Annotated in this window: 18 protein-coding genes; 9 read left to right on the top strand and 9 right to left on the bottom strand. The window is 66.7% G+C overall.

The genetic code is table 11. The annotated features are described in order from the left end of the window. Genes ISP14_RS10205 through ISP14_RS10190 form a run of 4 tightly spaced genes read left to right on the top strand, consistent with a single transcriptional unit; the run spans window position 1 to window position 2,136 of the window. Entirely contained in the window at window positions 1-732 is a 732-nt protein-coding gene (locus ISP14_RS10205) for an HAD domain-containing protein (protein WP_404539050.1), read from the top strand. Then, on the top strand, window positions 729-1,205 hold the full coding sequence (locus ISP14_RS10200; RefSeq protein WP_404539048.1) for a hypothetical protein: 477 nt from the start codon (window positions 729-731) through the stop codon (window positions 1,203-1,205). Before ISP14_RS10205 ends, ISP14_RS10200 begins: the two co-directional genes overlap by 4 nt. Continuing rightward, on the top strand, window positions 1,202-1,906 hold the full coding sequence (locus tag ISP14_RS10195) for a metallophosphoesterase family protein (protein WP_404539046.1): 705 nt from the start codon (window positions 1,202-1,204) through the stop codon (window positions 1,904-1,906). Before ISP14_RS10200 ends, ISP14_RS10195 begins: the two co-directional genes overlap by 4 nt. Further along, window positions 1,903-2,136, top strand: a complete 234-nt coding sequence (locus ISP14_RS10190; RefSeq protein ID WP_404539044.1) for a hypothetical protein — start codon at window positions 1,903-1,905, stop codon at window positions 2,134-2,136. The genes ISP14_RS10195 and ISP14_RS10190 overlap by 4 nt, the downstream gene beginning before the upstream one ends. Before the next feature lie 419 nt (window positions 2,137-2,555). On the opposite strand, the gene ISP14_RS10185 is transcribed toward ISP14_RS10190, so the two are convergent. From ISP14_RS10185 to ISP14_RS10155, 7 genes are all read right to left on the bottom strand, one after another. Further along, a complete protein-coding gene (locus ISP14_RS10185) occupies window positions 2,556-3,662 on the bottom strand; it encodes a site-specific integrase (RefSeq protein ID WP_404539041.1) in 1,107 nt (368 codons plus the stop codon). Between the two features lie 210 nt (window positions 3,663-3,872). Beyond that, window positions 3,873-4,583 (bottom strand): pseudouridine synthase, encoded by a 711-nt coding sequence (locus tag ISP14_RS10180; RefSeq protein ID WP_404539039.1) that lies wholly within the window; start codon window positions 4,581-4,583, stop codon window positions 3,873-3,875. Next, window positions 4,580-5,650: a class I SAM-dependent methyltransferase gene (locus ISP14_RS10175; protein WP_404539037.1), complete on the bottom strand. Its 1,071-nt coding sequence runs from the start codon at window positions 5,648-5,650 to the stop codon at window positions 4,580-4,582. The genes ISP14_RS10180 and ISP14_RS10175 overlap by 4 nt, the downstream gene beginning before the upstream one ends. A gap of 53 nt (window positions 5,651-5,703) precedes the next feature. Further along, complete coding sequence (locus tag ISP14_RS10170; protein ID WP_404539034.1) at window positions 5,704-6,045, bottom strand: carboxymuconolactone decarboxylase family protein; 342 nt, start codon at window positions 6,043-6,045, stop codon at window positions 5,704-5,706. A gap of 54 nt (window positions 6,046-6,099) precedes the next feature. Beyond that, window positions 6,100-6,882 carry an AcvB/VirJ family lysyl-phosphatidylglycerol hydrolase gene (locus tag ISP14_RS10165; protein WP_404539032.1) on the bottom strand — a complete coding sequence of 261 codons (783 nt, stop codon included), beginning with the start codon at window positions 6,880-6,882 and terminating at the stop codon, window positions 6,100-6,102. Window positions 6,883-6,908: 26 nt separating this feature from the next. Next, complete coding sequence (gene mprF, locus ISP14_RS10160) at window positions 6,909-9,515, bottom strand: bifunctional lysylphosphatidylglycerol flippase/synthetase MprF (RefSeq protein ID WP_404539030.1); 2,607 nt, start codon at window positions 9,513-9,515, stop codon at window positions 6,909-6,911. Between the two features lie 186 nt (window positions 9,516-9,701). Beyond that, a complete protein-coding gene (locus ISP14_RS10155; RefSeq protein WP_404539029.1) occupies window positions 9,702-11,699 on the bottom strand; it encodes an OPT family oligopeptide transporter in 1,998 nt (665 codons plus the stop codon). A gap of 273 nt (window positions 11,700-11,972) precedes the next feature. Between ISP14_RS10155 and ISP14_RS10150 the strand changes: the two genes are divergently transcribed. The 4 genes from ISP14_RS10150 (at window position 11,973) to ISP14_RS10135 (ending at window position 15,481) form a co-directional block, all read left to right on the top strand. Next, a complete protein-coding gene (locus ISP14_RS10150) occupies window positions 11,973-13,382 on the top strand; it encodes an NfeD family protein (protein ID WP_404539027.1) in 1,410 nt (469 codons plus the stop codon). Next, window positions 13,379-14,137, top strand: a complete 759-nt coding sequence (locus ISP14_RS10145) for a slipin family protein (protein WP_404539024.1) — start codon at window positions 13,379-13,381, stop codon at window positions 14,135-14,137. The genes ISP14_RS10150 and ISP14_RS10145 overlap by 4 nt, the downstream gene beginning before the upstream one ends. A 76-nt stretch (window positions 14,138-14,213) precedes the next feature. Beyond that, window positions 14,214-14,957, top strand: a complete 744-nt coding sequence (locus tag ISP14_RS10140) for a glutathione S-transferase family protein (RefSeq protein WP_404539022.1) — start codon at window positions 14,214-14,216, stop codon at window positions 14,955-14,957. Between the two features lie 65 nt (window positions 14,958-15,022). Continuing rightward, on the top strand, window positions 15,023-15,481 hold the full coding sequence (locus ISP14_RS10135; protein WP_404539020.1) for an FKBP-type peptidyl-prolyl cis-trans isomerase: 459 nt from the start codon (window positions 15,023-15,025) through the stop codon (window positions 15,479-15,481). 105 nt (window positions 15,482-15,586) lie between these two features. Here the strand turns inward: ISP14_RS10135 and ISP14_RS10130 are convergent, their stop codons facing one another. After that, window positions 15,587-16,567: an LLM class flavin-dependent oxidoreductase gene (locus ISP14_RS10130; protein WP_404539017.1), complete on the bottom strand. Its 981-nt coding sequence runs from the start codon at window positions 16,565-16,567 to the stop codon at window positions 15,587-15,589. Between the two features lie 72 nt (window positions 16,568-16,639). Continuing rightward, entirely contained in the window at window positions 16,640-16,825 is a 186-nt protein-coding gene (locus ISP14_RS10125; protein WP_404539014.1) for an oxidoreductase-like domain-containing protein, read from the bottom strand. Window positions 16,826-16,932: 107 nt separating this feature from the next. On the opposite strand from ISP14_RS10125, the gene ISP14_RS10120 reads away from it, so the two are divergent. Continuing rightward, window positions 16,933-18,042 carry a glycoside hydrolase family 18 protein gene (locus ISP14_RS10120; RefSeq protein ID WP_404539011.1) on the top strand — a complete coding sequence of 370 codons (1,110 nt, stop codon included), beginning with the start codon at window positions 16,933-16,935 and terminating at the stop codon, window positions 18,040-18,042. The last annotated feature ends 16 nt before the right edge of the window (window positions 18,043-18,058 follow it).

The following is an 18,058-nucleotide window of genomic DNA, read 5'->3' as shown; positions in this document are numbered from 1 at the left end:
ATGAATCCGCAACCCGAATTGCTTCCCCATATCGTGGCGAGGATCAAGGAAAGTCCCGCGGCAGCCGGTGAGTTCGAGCGAAGCATCAGCTTTCTGCTCGACCAGGGCGACGGCGCGACCGCGATCCTGACGGTGCGGCACTTGATCGCGGGCGGCTGGAACGTGGAATCCATGCAGAAGCTGCTCGACACTCTGACGCTCAATGTTCCTGCGGACGGCGGCCGCGACGAGCCCGTGCTCTATCTCGACTTCGACGGCGTGCTGCACCCTTACCCGACCGAAGATGGCCACTTCGAAATTCCAGAGGAGTCGCTTTTCCGCTTCGCGCCGCTGCTCGAAGCGCAGCTTGAACCCTACCCGCAGGTGAAGATCGTACTTTCCACGACGTGGGCCAAGAACAAAACCGGTCCCGGCGCACTGCTTTACCTCAAACCCGGCCTGCAGCAGCGCGTGGTAGGGGCGGCATGGGATCAGCAAGCTCGTTCGTACCGCGTGCCCGTGGAAGATCGCGAACGGCCCCTATCGCGATACGAGCAGATCGCAGCCGACGCGGCGTGGCGCAAGCCCAGTACATGGTTTGCCTTGGAAGATGACTTCAAGAAATGGCCAAGCGATCAGCACCATCATCTCGGATGGTGCTGGATGACCATTGGCTTCAACGAGCCACGCCTGAAAGAGGCCTTGCAGGACTGGCTGGATTCGCTGGGAAACCTGGCAGCGCAAATGCCGTGACTGACCTCTTCCTCGACTGCGAGTGGGCGGACGTGTTGGCCAGCCAACTGGTATCGATTGGGCTGGTGTCCTCTGACCTGCGCCATGTGTTCTATGCCGAGCGCGATCCCCTGCCCTTCGACCCGATGCCGTTTGTGCGGGTTGCCGTGTACCCACTATTGGAGCGTGGGGAGGCAGCCATGTCCGACGCCCTTCTCACCCATCGTCTTCGAACGTTCCTCGCTGCGATCCCGAACCCGTTGATCGGTTACGACTCGCCGCACGACCGCGCGCTGTGCCAATTCGTACTCGATGGCATGGACGAACCAGAGCCAGAAGGCCCGACGCTATCGAGCATCGGTTGGCGACACCTGGAACTGGATACGGCCCGCGAACGATGGTGGCGGGATCACCCGGAACATCAACCGCAGCGGCACCATGCCCGGGTAGACGCGCTTGCTTTGCGCGGCGCCTGGTTGAGCCAGCAATCGTGAACCGAATCTTCTTCTGCGGCGATCCCCACGGCCACTTCGAACACATCATCGAGGCAGTGCACGCCCGCAGGCCTGTAGCCATCGTGCTGCTGGGCGACGTGCAGGCACCGGAGCCCTTGGAGGTGGCCTTGCGGTCGATCATCGATCTCACAGAGGTCTGGTGGATCCACGGAAACCACGATACCGACAGTGATGCTGACTACGACAACCTGTTCGGATCATCACTGGCTGATCGCAACCTGCACGGCCGTGTGGTTGAGGTTGCTGGTGTTCGCATCGCGGGCCTTGGTGGGATCTTCCGCGGTCAGGTTTGGGCCCCAGCCGACCAGCCACGTTATCCTTCGCCGGAGGCCTTTCTTGCCCGGTGCGGCAAGGGCAACCGCTGGCGTGGTGGCCTACCCCGCAAGCACCGAAGCAGCATCTTCCCGAGCGACTACGGCACGCTCTTGCAGTCGAAGGCAGACGTGCTGGTCGCGCACGAGGCTCCGAGCTGCCACCCGCATGGCTTTCAGGCGATCGACGATCTGGCGGTTAGCCTTGGAGTGCAGATGGTCTATCACGGTCACCATCACAGGCAGGCCGACTACCGCAAGGACGAAGCCAAACGGCTTGGCTTCCGGCCGTTCTCAGTCGGCTACTGCGCAATCCACGATGAGCAAGGAAACATCGTACGCACAACGAATGTTGGAGAGGGCCTATGAACGTCGGCGAGCTGATTTCCCGATTGCAGAGGTATCCGACCGAAGCGCGCGTGGTCACGCCTCATTTCGAGCGTGGTTACGACGAGATTACTGCCTTCACGGAGCAGCCAATCGTCCCTTCGGGCTGGGTTGGTATTGGCTGCGGCGCATACCTCGACGCGGACGCATTGCACGGTGAACCCCTCCAGGGTCAGGAAGTGGCCGTAGTGTTGGACTGGACGGAAAGCTGATTCAAATTGTGCGGCCTCCCATGCATGGACACCGAGTCGAACGGAAGAAGCCGCAAGACGACGGCGATGCCGACCAACAGCGTGCGCACGGCGACCAGAGAGTGCCTTCCATGACCGTGTGCAGGCGTACCTACTTTGGACTGGAGGTCGTTGAGTCGAGAGGAACGCGTGTCGTGCGCAAGGCGGACATACAGCGACTGTCCTTCTGCGAGTTCTGGGAAGACAGCGCAGCCGGCTCAACCTCTCTCGCAGGCAACGATGGGCTTACTGAATTTGTTTACCAGCACGACTGGGCGGCTTTCGCCGAGCTGTTCATCAAGACGGGCCGACATCGATACATGCCTGATCCAAAGTAGTCTTGCCAGTAGGCCCGCTGAGCGCCATATCCCGTTTCCGCCAAGCCTGCCTTTGATGGCGGCTCAGCGCAGCCTCTTGGCGAGATCTGCGGCATCCGGATGGTAGTAGCGCAATAACATTCTTGTATCGCGGTGCCCGGTGATCTTGGCCAGCTCATGAAGCTGAAATTTCGCCGCCAGTCTCGATGTCGCTTCATGTCGTAGGTCATGAAAGCGCAGGTCGTTCAAGAAGCCCGGATCGATGGATAGGCACTCGCGCGTGCATTTGGCTTCGTAAACGGCACGTGCACGGTGCTGCGCCCGGTCAAAAGCCTGCGTGATGCCATCAGGGCGCATGGCAAAGACCCGGCCCCGCAGCTCACTGGGCACTGCCGGGACTTTGCGACGCTTGGCCGGTGGCTCGGGCAGTAGCGCAACCAGCGCGGCGACGGCCGCAGGCGAAAGCGGTACATCGCGGCTGTTGCCATTCTTCGTTTCTGGGAGATGGGCCACACACCGCTCAAGGTCGACATGCTCCCAACGCAAGGCCGCAATCTCTCCGCGCCGCATCGCTGTCTCAACGGCCAAGGTAACGAGGGCGGGCAGCATGGGCGACTCGCTGGCCTCTACGACGAGCGCAAGCTCATCTTGTGTGCGACCGCGGCTGCGGCCGGTTGACGGAGACGCCGTGACGATTCGGCGCGTACGCGCATTGTTCGGTGAAGGCTTGCGCACCAGCTCAACAGGATTCGCCAGACTCTCCATGCCCCATTCCTTCCTGGCAACGTTGAAGACATGGGAGAGCACGGCAAGGCGGCGCAGCACGGTGGCTGGTGCATAGTCCTTCAGCCACTCGTCCCGCAGCGCCGCTACATCGGCGCCCCGGATCGTCGCAACGGTTCGGACTGCCAGCGGCGTGTCGCGCCAAGTCGCAAGCACGGAGCATTCCTGCACGGCGCCACGCTTGCCTGGCACCACTTCACGCTCATATCGGTCGAGCAGCTCCCGCAGCGTGGTGGACTCGGCTTCACTGCGATCGATCCAGACGCCCCGCGCCATTTCCGACTCGATCATCTTCGCCCACGCTTCGGCCTCGGCCTTGGTGGTGAAGGTCTTGGATTGCCGCGGGTATCCTCGTCGAGCGATCACCACCCGCCACTGACACGCGCCACGCTTTTCAAACCATGCCATGAAAGCCTCCCGTCACCGTCACGAATCCTCCCAAAATCCTCCCATAAAAGCAATATTAATTCATATGTTGTTGTTTTATAAAGATTGAAATTTGCATTCGCAATGCGAATGTCGGGAGTTCGATCCTCCTCCGCTCCACCAAACCATCCAGACGAAGAACCCCGGAAGCCTCAGGTTTCCGGGGTTTTTCGTTTTTGCGTCCGACGCCGGTTACACAGACGTGGCGCTGAAGATGCGCGCCACGTCATCCGCGTCGAGCGCGCGCCACGCCCCCGGCGCCAGCCCATCCAGGCCGAGCGTGCCGATCGCCACCCGTTCCAGTGTTTCCACGCGGTTGCCGGTGGCGGCGAACATGCGGCGCACTTGGTGGTAGCGGCCTTCGGTGACGGTGAGGCGGGCATGACGCGGGCCCAGCACCTCGAGTGCGGCCGGCGCGAGCGGCGTGGTTTCCGATTCCAGCAGCAGCGTGCCGCTGGCGAACAACGCGGCTTCGTCGCCGCGCAGGTCTTCGGCCAAGGTGGCTTCGTAGACCTTGGTCACTTCGGCCTTGGGCGAGATGATCCGGTGCAGCAGCGCGCCATCATCGGTGAACAGCAGCAGGCCCGAGGTGTCGCGATCGAGCCGGCCCACGGTGGAAAGCGCGGGGTCGCGCACGCGGTAACGCGGCGGCAGCAGGTCGTAGACCACGCGGCCGGGGTCCTTGCGCGAGCAGGTGACGCCCAGCGGCTTGTGCATCATCAGCGCCAGGCCGGGCGGCGGGTCGAGTGGCTCACCGTCGAGGCGGATGCACGCATGCTCCACCTTGTCGTCCGCGTACAGCACCTCGCCATCGACGTCGGTGATGCGGCCCTCGCGGAACATCCAGGCCACGTCCTTGCGGCTGCCGTAGCCGAGGTTGGCGATCAGCTTGACCAGTTTCATGCGCGCGGGCTCCTGGCCTCGATCACCTTGAAGCCATCCTGCAGGGCGAGCTGGCGCACCTCCGCGAAACGCGCGGCAAGCAGGGCTTCGTAAGGCAGGTGGCGGTTCGCCACGATCAGCAGACGACCGGATGCCGTCAACGCGTCGGCGGCACTGGTGATGAAGGCGCGGCCCAGTTCCGGCAGGTCGGCGCGGCCCAGGTGGAACGGCGGATTGCTGACGATGGCGTCGTAGCGCTGTGGCAGGCCGCGGGTAACATCGTGCCAGTGCACATTCACCGGCAGGCTGCGCGCCGCCGCGTGCAGCGCGTTCGCGACGTTGCGGCGTGCCGGTTCCAACGCGCGCGCCTCCGCTTCGTACAGGTCCAGCGCCGTCACGTCGAGGCAACGCGCAATCAACTGTGTGGCGAGGTAACCGTAGCCCGCACCGAGGTCGGCCACGCGGCCAGTAAGGTCGGCAGGCAAATGCGCCGCGAGCAAGGCGGAGGCACGGTCGACGCGGTCCCAGGCGAACAGACCGGGGCGGCTCCACCAGCCGTCGGCAGTTTCGCGTGGCGCGTCCAGCGCGCGCCATGTGTCCTGCAATGCACGGTCGATGGCATCCGGCTGCGGCGTGGCCCAGAACACCCGGCAATGGTGCTTGGACAGGCTGCCCACCGTGCCGGCGAGCTGCTTCAGGTCGGCCTCGCCCGACTTCGCGCCTTCGGCCTTGGCCATGCTGGCCATCAGCGTGCCGCCCGGCGCGAGATGATCCAGCGCACGCGCGAACAGCGCGCGCGCCTCGTCGCGTTGGCGTGGCGGCAGCAACAGCACCCATGGGAAGGTTTCCCCCTCACCCGCTTCGCCCACACGCAGGCCGCAGCGCGCCAGCTCGTCGGCGAACGGCAGAAAGCCCTGCTCGCACAACCAGCCTGGCTGCGCCAGTTCGCGCAGGCGCACACCGGCGCGGGCGCGCAGGAACAAGACGCGCCCGCCGGCCGGCAGCGGCAGCACCGCCGTATCGAAAGGCACGAACAACGCAGCCAGCGCCGCTTCGGGCGCAGGCGCGGAAAAACCGCCAGCACTCACATCAGGTCCGGGTCGAGGAGATCAGCACACCATTGTACGTGGCGGCCCGCCGATCAGGCAGCGCCGTGCTGGCTCACCGCGTCCATCACGCGTGCCGAATACACCAGCGCGGCGCCGGCATTCATCGCCACGGCCACGCCCAGCGCCTCGGCGATTTCCTCGCGCGTGGCGCCGTGCTTCAACGCCTCGCCGGTATGCACGGTGATGCAGCCGTCGCAACGCGTGGTCACCGCCACCGCCAGCGAGATCAGCTCGCGCGTCTTGGCATCCAGGTGGCCGGTCTTGCTGCCGGCGGCGCTGAGGGTCTGGTAGCCACGCAGCGTGTCGGGGCTTAGTTTGCCGATCTCGCCGATGCGGCCGAGCAACTCTTTGCGGTATTCCAGCCAGTCGAGCATGAGCGCGTCTCCCCGTCTACCGTGCGAAAGGCGGGGAGTGTCGCGCGAAGCCCGTCAATGCGCCGTGTTACCGCCCGTCGCGTCGGCAGGGATCTCGTCGACCATCTGCGCCGCCAGCGGCTGGTAGCCGCCCTCGAAATGATGGTCGCCGTTCTTGGCGTGCACGGTCACCCACGTGGGCAGGCCGGGATCGGTGCACAGCGCGTCGTCGGCATCGTCCTTGCCGTAGTAGCAGATCACCGGGAACTGCTGTTTGAGCGCCACCACCGGCGGCAGCGCATCGTAATGCGGCACCTTGTTGAACTTTTCCAGCACGGTCTTCAAGAACGCCTTGAAGCGGCCCTGCGTGATCATGTAGCCCTCGAACTGGATCTCGAAGCTGGTGTCGCGGCTGGGCGAGAGCAGTACCAGCTGGGTGATGCGCGCCCGGTTCGCCGGGCTCAGCTTGCCGATGATGGTGGGCAGCACGTCGGCGCCGAAGGAGAAACCCACCAGCCACACGCGCCGCTTGTGCCACTGATCCAGGTACTTGGTCATCAGCGCGTCGAGCTGCTCCGCGGCCACGTCGGGATCGCGGTTGCGCCAGAAATACTTGAACACGTTGACGCCCAGCACCGGGACGCCGCGGGCCACGAAGGCGTTGCCGAGCTGCTTGTCGAGGTCGGCCCAGCCACCGTCGCCGGAGTACAGGATGGTGAGCACGTCGTCCTTGCCCGCCGGCGCCTGCACGCCGGCCGCGGGCGCGAGCACGATGGTGGACTGCTCCAGGCTCGGCTTGGAGAACGGCGTCCAGACCAGTGCCAGTCCAAGCACGCACGCACCCATCCCAGCCCACATGATCCGCTTTCCTTTTTTCGACATGCTCATCGGCGCACTACCCCGGTGAGGCCGCCGGAAATCAGGCTGGCCACGTTGGCGAGGATCATCGGCAGCGCAATGCCGCCCGGTACAGCCATGTAACGCGGCTCCCATTCGGGATCGAACTTGTCTTTGTAGCGTTGCAGGCCCTGGAAATTGTAGAAGCGTTCGCCGCGGCCGAACACCAGCGCGCCAAAACGGTTCCACAGCGGTGCCTGGCGCCGGCTGGTGAGGCCGGCCAGCGGCGCCATGCCGAGGTTGAACCAGCGGTAGCCCTCGCGCTTCGCCCACTGCATCAGCTCGACGAACAGGAAATCCATGAGGCCGGAAGGCCCCTCCGGCACGAAGCGCATCAGATCCAGCGAAGCCTCTTCCCGGGTCTCGCACAGGAACAGGTTGGCGAAGGCCACGATCTGCTCGCCCTGCCATACCAGCGCCATCGGCGTGCGTACCAGGTAGCGCGGATCGAACGCGCCCAGCGAGAAGCGCTTCTCGCGCGCGTTCTTGTCGCGCAACCAGGCGTCGGAAATCGCCTTGAGCCTGGGCAACAGCGGCGCCACTGCGTCCGCCGGCACGATCTCCAGCCGCAGGCCGTCGCGGCCCAGCTTGTTGATCGTGCCGCGCAAGGTCTTCTTCGACTTGCCGTCGAGGTTGAAGTCCTCCAGCCGCACGCGCGCTTCTTCGCCGATCTTCAGCAGGTTCATGCCCACTTCGAGGTACATGTCCAGGTCTTCGGGGCTGACCTGGTAGAACACCGGCCAGCCGCCCGCGCGTTCGCATTGTTCGAGGAAGCTCCACACCAGCTCGCGCCGCGCGTCGTCGTCCTCGCCCACCGGATCGCCCATGGTGACCCAGCTGCGGCCCTCGGTGTCGTACATCAGGAAGGCCTTGCCGTCGGCATCGAACAGCAGGCGCTTGTCGCCCATCAGCGCCAGATGCGCCTGGGCGGAATGGAAGTTGCGGATCAGCGGCAACGCCCGCTCCAGCTCCGTCTCACTGGGCGGCGCCCGACGCAGGCGCTGCGGCTTGATCAAGGCAGCCAACGCAAACAGCAGGCCCGCCGCCGCCGCGCCCACCAGCGCGCGCAACGCGCGCGGCGCACCGCCCTCGTGGAAACTGAACTCCCACCACAGGCTGTTGCTGTAGTCCACGTGCTTGTAGCTGAACATCACCAGCCAGGTGGCGCAGCCGAACACGGCGAGGATCGCCACGATCCAGCCCACCGAGAAATTGGTGCTGAACAACGAGGCGCGCCGGTAGAACAGCCGGTGCGCCGGCGCCAGCGCCAGCGCCAGCAAGCCCAGCAGGCTGGCCTCTTCGTAGTCGATGCCCTTGAGCAGCGAGAGCACCGCGCCGGCCACCAGCAGCACCAGGGTCACCCAGTAAGCCGCATCCAACCGCCGCTGCAGGCCGCGGGCGAGTATCAGCAATAGCATGCCGATCACGCTGGCCAGCAGGTGCGAGACTTCCAGCACCGACAGCGGCAACACATCGCGCAGGATCGCCATGCGCTCCGGCAACGCACGCGTGGCGCCGGAGAACAGCAGCACCGCGCCGGACACCAGGGTCAACCCCGCGAAGAACGACGGCAGCAAGCTGTTGAACCACGGCGACCACAGCGACTGCTGGCGCAGGCCGCGCGCCTCGCGCTGCAGCACCAGCATGGTCGCCGCGCACAGCGGCATCAGGTAGTAGACGACGCGGAACATCGCCAGCGCCCCCAGGATGGGCGCGGCCAGATGTTTGTCGTCGGTGGCGTGGAAGCCGGCCAACATCACCGTCTCGAACACACCCAGCCCGCCCGGCACGTGGCTGATCAGGCCGACGATCTGCGCGATCACGAAGATCGCCAGGAAATGCCCGAACCCTGCATGCAAGCTGTCCGGCATCAGCACGTACATCACCGCCGCCGCCAGCCACCAGTCCAATGCACCCACCAGCACCTGGCGCAACGCCGACAGCGGCCGCGGCAGCAGCACGCGCCAGCGCCACAGGCTGATCGGCTTGCGGATGAAACCGCCAAGGATCCAGGCCAGCGGAATCGCGGTCAGCGCGACAGCCACGGTGATGCGCCAGTCGCTCAGCGGCAGGCCCGCCGGCAGGGGCACGATCAGCAAGGTCACGCCGGTCAGCGCCAGCAAGCCCAGCCAGAAGCTCAGCGTGCAATACAGCACCAGCTTGGCGATCTCGGCGGTGGAGAGGCCGTTCTGCACGTAGAAGCGGTAGCGGATCGACCCCGACACCAGGAACGACATGCCCACCGCGTTGCTGAAGGCATAACTGATGAAGGAGATCAGGGTGACCCGTCGCCACGGCAGCGACTTGCCGATGGCTTGCAGGCCGAAGCGGTCGTACAGCGACATCACGCCGAAGCCCAGCGTGGTCAACACGATCGCCAGCAGCAGCCGCGTGCGCGACACACTGGCCACGTACTCGCGGATCTCGTGATAGGTGACGTGGCGCGCCAGCTGGCGCAGCCCCCACAGCGCCAGCACCAGCATGCCCACCGACAGCAGCGGCCCGGCGATCCGGCGCAGCAGCACCACCCGCTGGCTGGGCGGGTTCAGGACATCATCCGTGCGTGGCACCTGCTCGATTTTTTCCTGCTCCACGCGACGCTCGTTTCCCTGGGAGGTACCTGGTGGGCCGTTGAGAAACGACCCGATGACTCGATTCACGGATGGATCATCGCCGGCCGATCGCCCAAGCGACCGACCGCCGGAGCCGACACGGCGCCGGACCCGGTATCCCGCTAGTTTAAAGCAGGCCTTGTTGCAGGCGATGAACAGCGCCCGCCGTCACTTCGCGGACGTGCCCTGCGCCAGGCGCGCGACCCAGCGGTACATGACGAAGACGATGACCGCGAAAGCAATGCCGCCGATCCACTGCGCCGCCTCGCCGAAGCCCACGCCCACCAGCGCCAGCGGCGCCGCCTTGCCGGAGAGCCCGACGATGAACGCGATGACTACGCCGATCACGCTCTCGCCCACGATCAGGCCCGACGCAAGCAGGACGCCGAGCTGCTTAGTGGTTTCAGGCTTCTTCGCGCGGTCGGCGCGACGATCGAAGAACCAGCCCACCACCGAACCCACCACCACCATCAGCGTGCTGACGGTCGGCAGATAGATGCCCAGGCCCACCGCCAGCGGCGGCACGCGCATGCGCTTGGTGGTGCGCGCAAGGATTTCGTCGATCGCGATGACGCCAACGCCGATCCAGATGCCCGTGATGATCAGGCTCCAGTCGATGTTGTTGGTGATCACGCCTTGTGCCAGCGCGGAGATCAGGCCAGCCTGCGGCGCCGGCAGCGCGTGCGCGCCCGCACCGGCCACGCCCACGAAACCGTAGGCCTTGTTGAGCATGTCCAGCACCGGCGGAATCACCGCCGCGCCGGCGACCACGCCGGCCACCAGCGCGACCTGCTGGCGCCACGGCGTGGCGTCGACGAGCTGGCCGGTCTTCAGATCCTGCAGGTTGTTGTTGGCAATGGCCGCCACCGTGAACACCACCGAGGTGATGAACAACGCGAACGCCACCAGCGCCTTGCCCTCCTGCGGCCCCACGTGCGGCTTCACGAATGCCACGAGAAGCAGCGCGGCAGCAATGACCACCAGGATGCCCACGCCCGACAGCGGGCTGTTGGACGAACCGATCAGGCCAGCCATGTAGCCGCACACGGTGGATACGAAGAAACCCATCAGCACGACGAAGGCCACGCCACCGATGGCGAGTACGGCCACGTGATCGCCCAGGCCGCTGATCTCGCCGAAGTAGCCGAGCAACCAGGCGATCGGCACGAAGCAGGCCAGCGTGATCAGGCCCACGATGCCGATCGGGATATCGCGCTCGGTGCGCGGCAGCGAGTCGGCCTTGCCGGCCTTGCGCACGCGCGAAGCGGCCATCGCCGAGGTCAGGCCGCTGATCACCGGCTTCACCAGCTTGGCCAGCGTCCAGATCGCCGACACCCCGATGGCGCCGGCGCCGACGAAGCGCACCTTGTGGCTCCAGGTGGCGTTGGCCAGGTCCGACACCGTGGCGGACATGTCGCCCAGCACCGAGTAATGCGGCACGCCCCAGCCCCAGCCGATGATGGCGCCGATGAGCATCGCGATGCCCACCGACAAGCCGACCAGGTGACCAATGGCGAACAGCGCGAACGAAAGATTGAAATCGAAGCCGCTGACCGCGCCCTTGTCGTTCACCCGGAAGTTGCGCACGAAATCGGACGCGAACACCTGCGTGGCGACCACCACGGCGAACAACGCCGAGACGATGGAGCCCCACATCACGGCAAGCAGGCCGGCTCGGCCCTCTTCCGCACTATCGGCATTCGCGTCGTCGCCGGCGCCCACCTTGAGCACTTCGGCGCAGGCCAGGCCTTCCGGGTACGGCAGATCGGTATCGGTCACCAGCGCGCGGCGCAGCGGGATCGAATACATCACGCCCAGGGTGCCGCCCAGCGCGCAGATCGCGAACGAGGTCCAGAACGGGAAGTCGGCCCACCAGCCGATCATGATCATGCCGGGCAGCACGAAGATGATCGACGACAACGTGCCCGCCGCCGAAGCGATGGTCTGCACGATGTTGTTTTCCTGGATGGTGGAGTCCTTGAACCCGCGCAGCAAGGCCATCGAAATCACCGCCGCCGGGATCGAGGTGGCGAAGGTGAGGCCGGCCTTGAGGCCGAAGAAAACATTGGCCGCAGTGAACACCACGGTGATCACGATGCCGATGATCAGACCGCGCAGGGTGAGTTCGGCGCGCGCGGGCGCGCTGGACGCTGGCTGTGGGTTCACACTGGTACTCCCCGGATGGACGCTGCCGCGCAAGATAGCGTGGATCGGGCAAACCGCGAAATATTGCTGCCGCAACGCCCGGCATGGCAGGCACGCCCCCGGGCACGATCTAGACACTGCCGCAACACCTGCCGGCGCACTGTGTCGACGCTGGAACGCAGCAAGCACGCAGGCGGCTGGTCGACGGCGACGAGTCCCGGCAGGCGCCGGCCTCGTCGACTCAACGAATCGCCCGCAGGCGGTTTTCGGGATTCCCTTTAGGGAGGCGAGTACATGTGGCGCAGACCGTGGACCGTCTTGGGCGCCGCCACTGCGCTGACACTGGCGCTGCTCGCGCTCGCGGCCGGATCGCCGCTGGCCGCGCACGGCGACGCCGGCTTCGTGGCGCGCCTCGATCTGGACGGCCCGATCGGCCCGGCCGCAGCGGAATACGTGGATGCTGCGATGCAACAGGCCAATGCCGACGGCGCCACCGCCATCGTGCTGCAGGTGGATACGCCCGGCGGCCTCGACGGATCGATGCGGCGGATCGTCAGCGCGATTCTCACATCGCGCTTGCCGGTGCTCGGCTACGTGGCACCGGCCGGCGCGCGCGCCGCCTCGGCCGGCACCTACATCTTGTACGCCTGCCCGGTCGCGGCAATGGCGCCGGCCACCCACCTGGGCGCGGCGACCCCGGTCAGCCTCGGCGGCGACTCGCCGCTGCCGAGCGGCGGCATGCAGCCCGCCTCATCCAGGAGCAGCGGCACGCCCGCCTCCGGCGACTCCTCCGCCGATGCCGAATCCCGCAAGGTGCTCAACGACGCGATCGCCTACATCCGCTCGCTGGCGCAACTGCACGGACGCAACGTGGCCTGGGCCGAACAGGCGGTGCGCGGCGCATCCACGCTCACTGCCAGCGAGGCGGCCAGCCAGCACGTGGTCGACTTCGTCGCCGCCGATGTCGCCTCGCTGCTGGCACAGGCCGACGGCCGCGGCGTGCGGCTGGGCGAACGGACGGTGATGCTGAAGCTGCGCGGCCTGCCGGTGCGCGATTACCCGCCGGACTGGCGGGCACGCTTGCTCGGCACCATCACCAACCCGACCATCGCCTATCTGTTGCTGCTGGCCGGCATCTACGGGCTGATCCTGGAAGCCTTCCACCCCGGCACCTACCTGCCCGGCGTCACCGGCAGCATCTGCCTGCTGGTGGGCTTGTACGCGCTGCAGCTGCTGCCGGTGAACTACGCAGGGCTGGTCCTGATGGCGCTAGGCATCGGCCTGCTGCTGGCGGAGGCCTTCGTACCCACTGCGGGCGTGGTCGGCATCGGCGGCGTGATCGCGTTCGTGATCGGCTCGATCATGCTGTTCCACCGCGGCGTGCCGGGTTACGAGGTGAACGTTGGCGTGATCGCCGGCCTCGCCTTCTGCGCCGTCGCCTTGTTGGCCATGCTGCTGCGGCTGGTGTCGCGCGCGCGCCGGGCCAAGCCCTTCGTCGGCGACGCGTCGATGCTGCAGGCCAGCGGCAATCTGCTGCAGGCGGTGTCCGCCGGCGGCGAAAGCTGGGCCCGCATCGGCGGCGAAAGCTGGCAGGTGCACTGCGAAGTCGCCCTGCCTGCCGGGGCGCGCGTACGCGTCACCGGGCGGCGCGGTCTGCTGCTTCAAGTCACGCCCTTGCAGGCGAACAAAGGAGAGCTCCCATGATCGGATTTGGTGGTGTCGTCGTCATCGTGGTGGTCATGCTGCTGTTCCTGACGATCAAGGTGCTGCCGGAATACCAGCGCGGCGTGGTGCTGACACTGGGCCGCTACACCGGCATCAAAGGCCCGGGCCTGGTGCTCCTGGTGCCGATCGTGCAGCGCATGACACGGGTGGACTTGCGGGTGACCGTGATGGATGTGCCGCCGCAGGACGTGATCTCGCGTGACAACGTCTCGGTGCGCGTGAACGCGGTGGTGTATTTCCGCGTGGTGGAGCCGGACAAATCGGTGCTGCAGGTGGAGAACTTCCTGCAGGCCACCAGCCAGTTGTCGCAGACCCGGCTGCGCTCGGTGCTGGGCCAGCACGAGCTGGACGAGATCCTGTCGCAGCGCGATTCGATCAACCACAGCCTGCAGCAGATCCTCGACGAGGCCACCGACCCCTGGGGCATCAAGGTCACCAACGTCGAGCTCAAGGACGTGGATCTCAACGAGACCATGGTGCGCGCCATCGCTCGCCAGGCCGAGGCCGAGCGCGAACGACGCGCCAAGGTGATCCATGCCGACGGCGAACTGCAGGCTGCCGAGAAACTGCGCGATGCCGCCGCCCTGCTCGCGCAACAGCCGCAGGCCCTGTCGCTGCGCTACCTGCAGACGATGGCCGATATGTCCAACAGCGGCAAGGCATCCACCATCGTGTTCCCGCTACCGATGGAGCTGATCAAGCCGCTGCTGGACGCACACAAGTCGACAGGCTGACGGCGGCGGCCTGCTGACAGCAGGCTGTCAGCAGCACCCGGCCAGACTCGGCTCCGTCCCAACGAGGAGTCCCGCCATGACCACACCGCAAATCACCTTGTACGGCTGCGCCCCGGCCTTCGGCCTGCCCGATCCCAGCCCCTTCGTCACCAAGACCGAAGTGCAGCTGCAAATGGCCGGCCTGCCCTACCGCAAGCTGTTCGCGATACCGCCGGAAGCGCCCAAGGGCAAGCTGCCGTACATCGACGACCAGGGCGAGGTGGTGTGCGATTCCAGCTTCATCCGCGCCCATCTCGAGCGCAAGCACGCGCTGGATCTGGACGCCGGGCTCGATGCGCGCCAGCGCGCCGAGGCCTGGGCCATCGAACGACTGGTCGAGGATCACCTGTACTGGGCGATGGTGTGGTTCCGCTGGATCGATGCGGCCAACTTCGCCAAGGGTCCGGCGCATTTCGCCGACCGCGCGCCCGAGGCGATCCGCGAGCGCCTGCGCGAGGACATGCAGGCCGCGAAGCAGAACGAGCTGCATGCGCACGGCCTGGGCCGGCACGCCCGCGAACAGATCGCCGAACTCGGCACCCGCTCGATCGACACGCTGGCGGCGCTGCTGGGCGACCGCGCGTACCTGTTCGGCGAGCGACCGCACGCGGTGGACGCGACCGCGTTCGGCGTGCTCGCGGCGATCCTCACGCCGTTCTTCAACACGCCGCTGCGCACGGCCGCCGAACGCCACCCCAACCTGGTCGACTACGTGGCGCGCATGATGCGTCTCTACTATCCGGCGCACGCATGGCCGCAGGTGCAGGCCGCGGCGGCTTGAGGCAACGGCGATCCGGGCTGGCGACGATCTGCGATGATGCGGCTTTGCCCATACGGATACCCGCCATGCGCCGTTCGCTCGCCCTGCTCGCCTCCTCCGCGCTCGCGCTCGCCACGCTGACCGCCTGCAACAACGGCGCGCCGCCGCCCGCACCGGCCAGCAGCGGCCACGTGGACAAGCTAGGCATTGTCGACGCGAAGGTCGGCAGCGGCGCCGAGGCGAAGCCGGGCATGACCGTGCAGGTGCTCTACACCGGCTGGCTGTACGACGAGCACGCCAAGGACAAGCACGGCAGCAAGTTCGACAGCACCGACGACCACGGCGGCGAACCGTTCTCCTTCCCGCTGGGCCAGGGCCAGGTCATCAAGGGCTGGGACCAAGGTGTGGCCGGCATGCGCGTGGGCGGCGAGCGCACCTTGCTGATCCCGGCCGAACTCGGCTACGGCGCGCGCGGCGCGGGCGGAGTGATCCCGCCCGATGCCTCGCTGGTGTTCGACGTGAAGCTGGTGGGCGTGGGGCAGTAGTAAGCCGCAAACGCACCGCCTCAAGTCGCGCGGCACCCAGCTTCGACCGTTGCTCCTGCGCGCAGGAGCAAAAGCCCCCTCCCGCAAGCGGGAGAGGGGCGCGGGTTAGGCGCGCGCGGCGGCCACCAGTTCATACGAACGTCGCCGCAGCGCGTGGTCGAACACATTGCTGGTGATCATCAGCTCATCCGGCCGATGGCGTGCGATGAACTCCGTGATGCCTTGCTTCACGGTAGTGGCGTCCCCCACCACGGCACACGCCAGTGACCGCTCTACCATCAGTTTTTCCGGCGGCGTCCAATACGACTCGATGTCGTCGATCGGCGGCGGGATCAACCCCGGCCGGCCGCGGCGCAGATTGATGAAGCTCTGCTGCTGGGTAGTGAACAGCCGCCGCGCCTCGGCGTCGCTGCCGGCCGCCACCACGTTGAGGCCGAGCATCGCGTAAGGCCTCGCCAGTCGCGCCGATGGCCGGAAGTCGCGGCGATACAGCGCCAGCGCCTCGTCCATCGCGTCGGGCGCGAAGTGCGAGGCGAAGGCGTACGGCAGGCCCAGCTGCGCAGCCAGCTGAGCGCCGAACAAACTGGAGCCGAGCAGCCACACTGGCACGTCGCTGCCCGCACCGGGCACCGCACGCACCGCCTGCCCCGGCTCCGCCGGTTCGAAATAAGCGAGCAGTTCCGCCACGTCCTGCGGAAACGCATCGGCGCTGTCGTAGTAGCGGCGCAACGCCCGCGCGGTGGGCTGGTCGGTGCCGGGCGCGCGGCCAAGCCCCAGGTCGATCCGCCCCGGATGCAAGGAGGCCAGCGTGCCGAACGCCTCGGCCACCTGCAGTGGCGCGTGGTTCGGCAGCATGATGCCGCCCGCGCCCACGCGGATGGTCGCGGTGCCGGCGGCCACGTGACCGATCAGCACCGCCGTCGCCGCGCTGGCGATACCGGGCATGTTGTGGTGCTCGGCCAGCCAGTAGCGTGCGTAACCCAGCTGCTCGGCGCGTTGCGCCAGGTCCAGAGTGTTGCGGAACGCCTGCGAGGCGTCGCTGCCTTCGGTGATCGGCGCGAGGTCGAGGACGGAAAAGGGAATCATGGTGGCATCCGGTAACACGATGCGCCCTGATCTGGGGGCACCGGCGGCCGTTGCCAATCCGCCGCCGCGGATTCAGGCTCCGGGATGCCGCGCCCGCCACGCGGCCAGCGCGGCCCGGTAGCGCTCCATCGCCTCTCCGTGGAGGTCGTAGATGCAGGGATCGCAGCCATTGCCGCAGCATTCGCCGGGATCGGGCTCGGGGGGCGGCTGGGGCCGCGGGTCGTCCGGGAAATCGACGGACGTGTCGGCAGGACTCACGTGCAGGGGTTCCGGTCGGAAACAGCCCGCGCAGTGTATCGCCCCGCGCTGGCCTCGCGGCCCATGCGCTGCGATGATCGGGGTTCCCCCTTGCGGAAGCTCCCCTGATGACGTCGCGCCGTATCCGCTGCCTGCTCGCACTGCTGGCCACGCTGACCCTGCCCACCTGCGCACTCGCCGCGCAGCCTGCGCATTATCGCGTGGTGGCCTACGACACCGTGCAACACCCCATCCCCGCCGAAGACGTGGATCGCATCGACACCTTGATCTTCGCGTTCGCGGGGGTGGCCGACGGCCGCGTCACGCTGGTCCCCGCCGCCCGCGAGCGGTTGCAGCAGCGGATCGCGCTGAAGGCCGCGCATCCCGGGCTGAAGGTGACGGTGTCGGTGGGTGGCTGGAGCGTGGGCGGCTTCTCCGAGGCGGCGTCCACCGCGGCCGGCCGGCAGCGCTTTGCCGACAGCGCTGCTGCGCTGCTCGTCGAAACGCACGCCGACGGCCTCGATGTGGACTGGGAATATCCCGGCCATCACGAGTCCGGCATCGCCTCCAGCCCGCAGGACCGCGCGAATTTCACCGCCTTGATGAAGGCGCTGCGCACTACGTTGGATCGTGCCGGCAAGAACAACGGCAAGCATTACCTGCTGAGCATCGCCGCCGCCGACGGCCCGTTCGTGGACGGCATCGACATCGCTGCGGTGGCGCCGTCGCTGGACTGGTTCAACCTGATGACCTACGACTTCTGCAACGTGATGACGCCGACCACCTGCAACCACACCGGCCTGCACGCGTCGGAGCTGGCGCCGGCCGATGCGCGCACGTTGTCGCGCGCGGTGCGGCAATTCCTCGCTGCCGGCGTGCCGCCGCGCAAGCTGGTGCCGGGCGTGGCGTTCTACGGCCGCGAATTCGCCGACGTAGACCCGGCCCACCACGGCATGTTCCAGAAATTCGGCCACTACCAGGGCGGCCACGACTGGCCCGAGCTCAAGGCCAACCTCATCGGCCACAACGGCTACGTGCGCTACTGGGACGCAAAAGCCGAAGCGCCCTACCTGTGGAATGAGCAGACGCACCGCTTCGTCACCTACGACGATCCGCAGTCCATCGCCGCCAAGGGCGCCTACGTCAAGGCGCAGCACCTCGGCGGCCTGATGTACTGGGAACAGGCCAGCGATCCCGACGACGAACTGCTCAAGGCGGTGTGGCAAGGCCTGCAATGACACTTGCCCACGACCC

This window comes from Dyella agri (assembly GCF_044904705.1).
GTDB lineage: Bacteria > Pseudomonadota > Gammaproteobacteria > Xanthomonadales > Rhodanobacteraceae > Rhodanobacter_A > Rhodanobacter_A agri.
The sequence above is the reverse complement of the archived record's forward strand: the minus strand, read 5'-3'. Positions and strand labels throughout refer to the sequence as shown.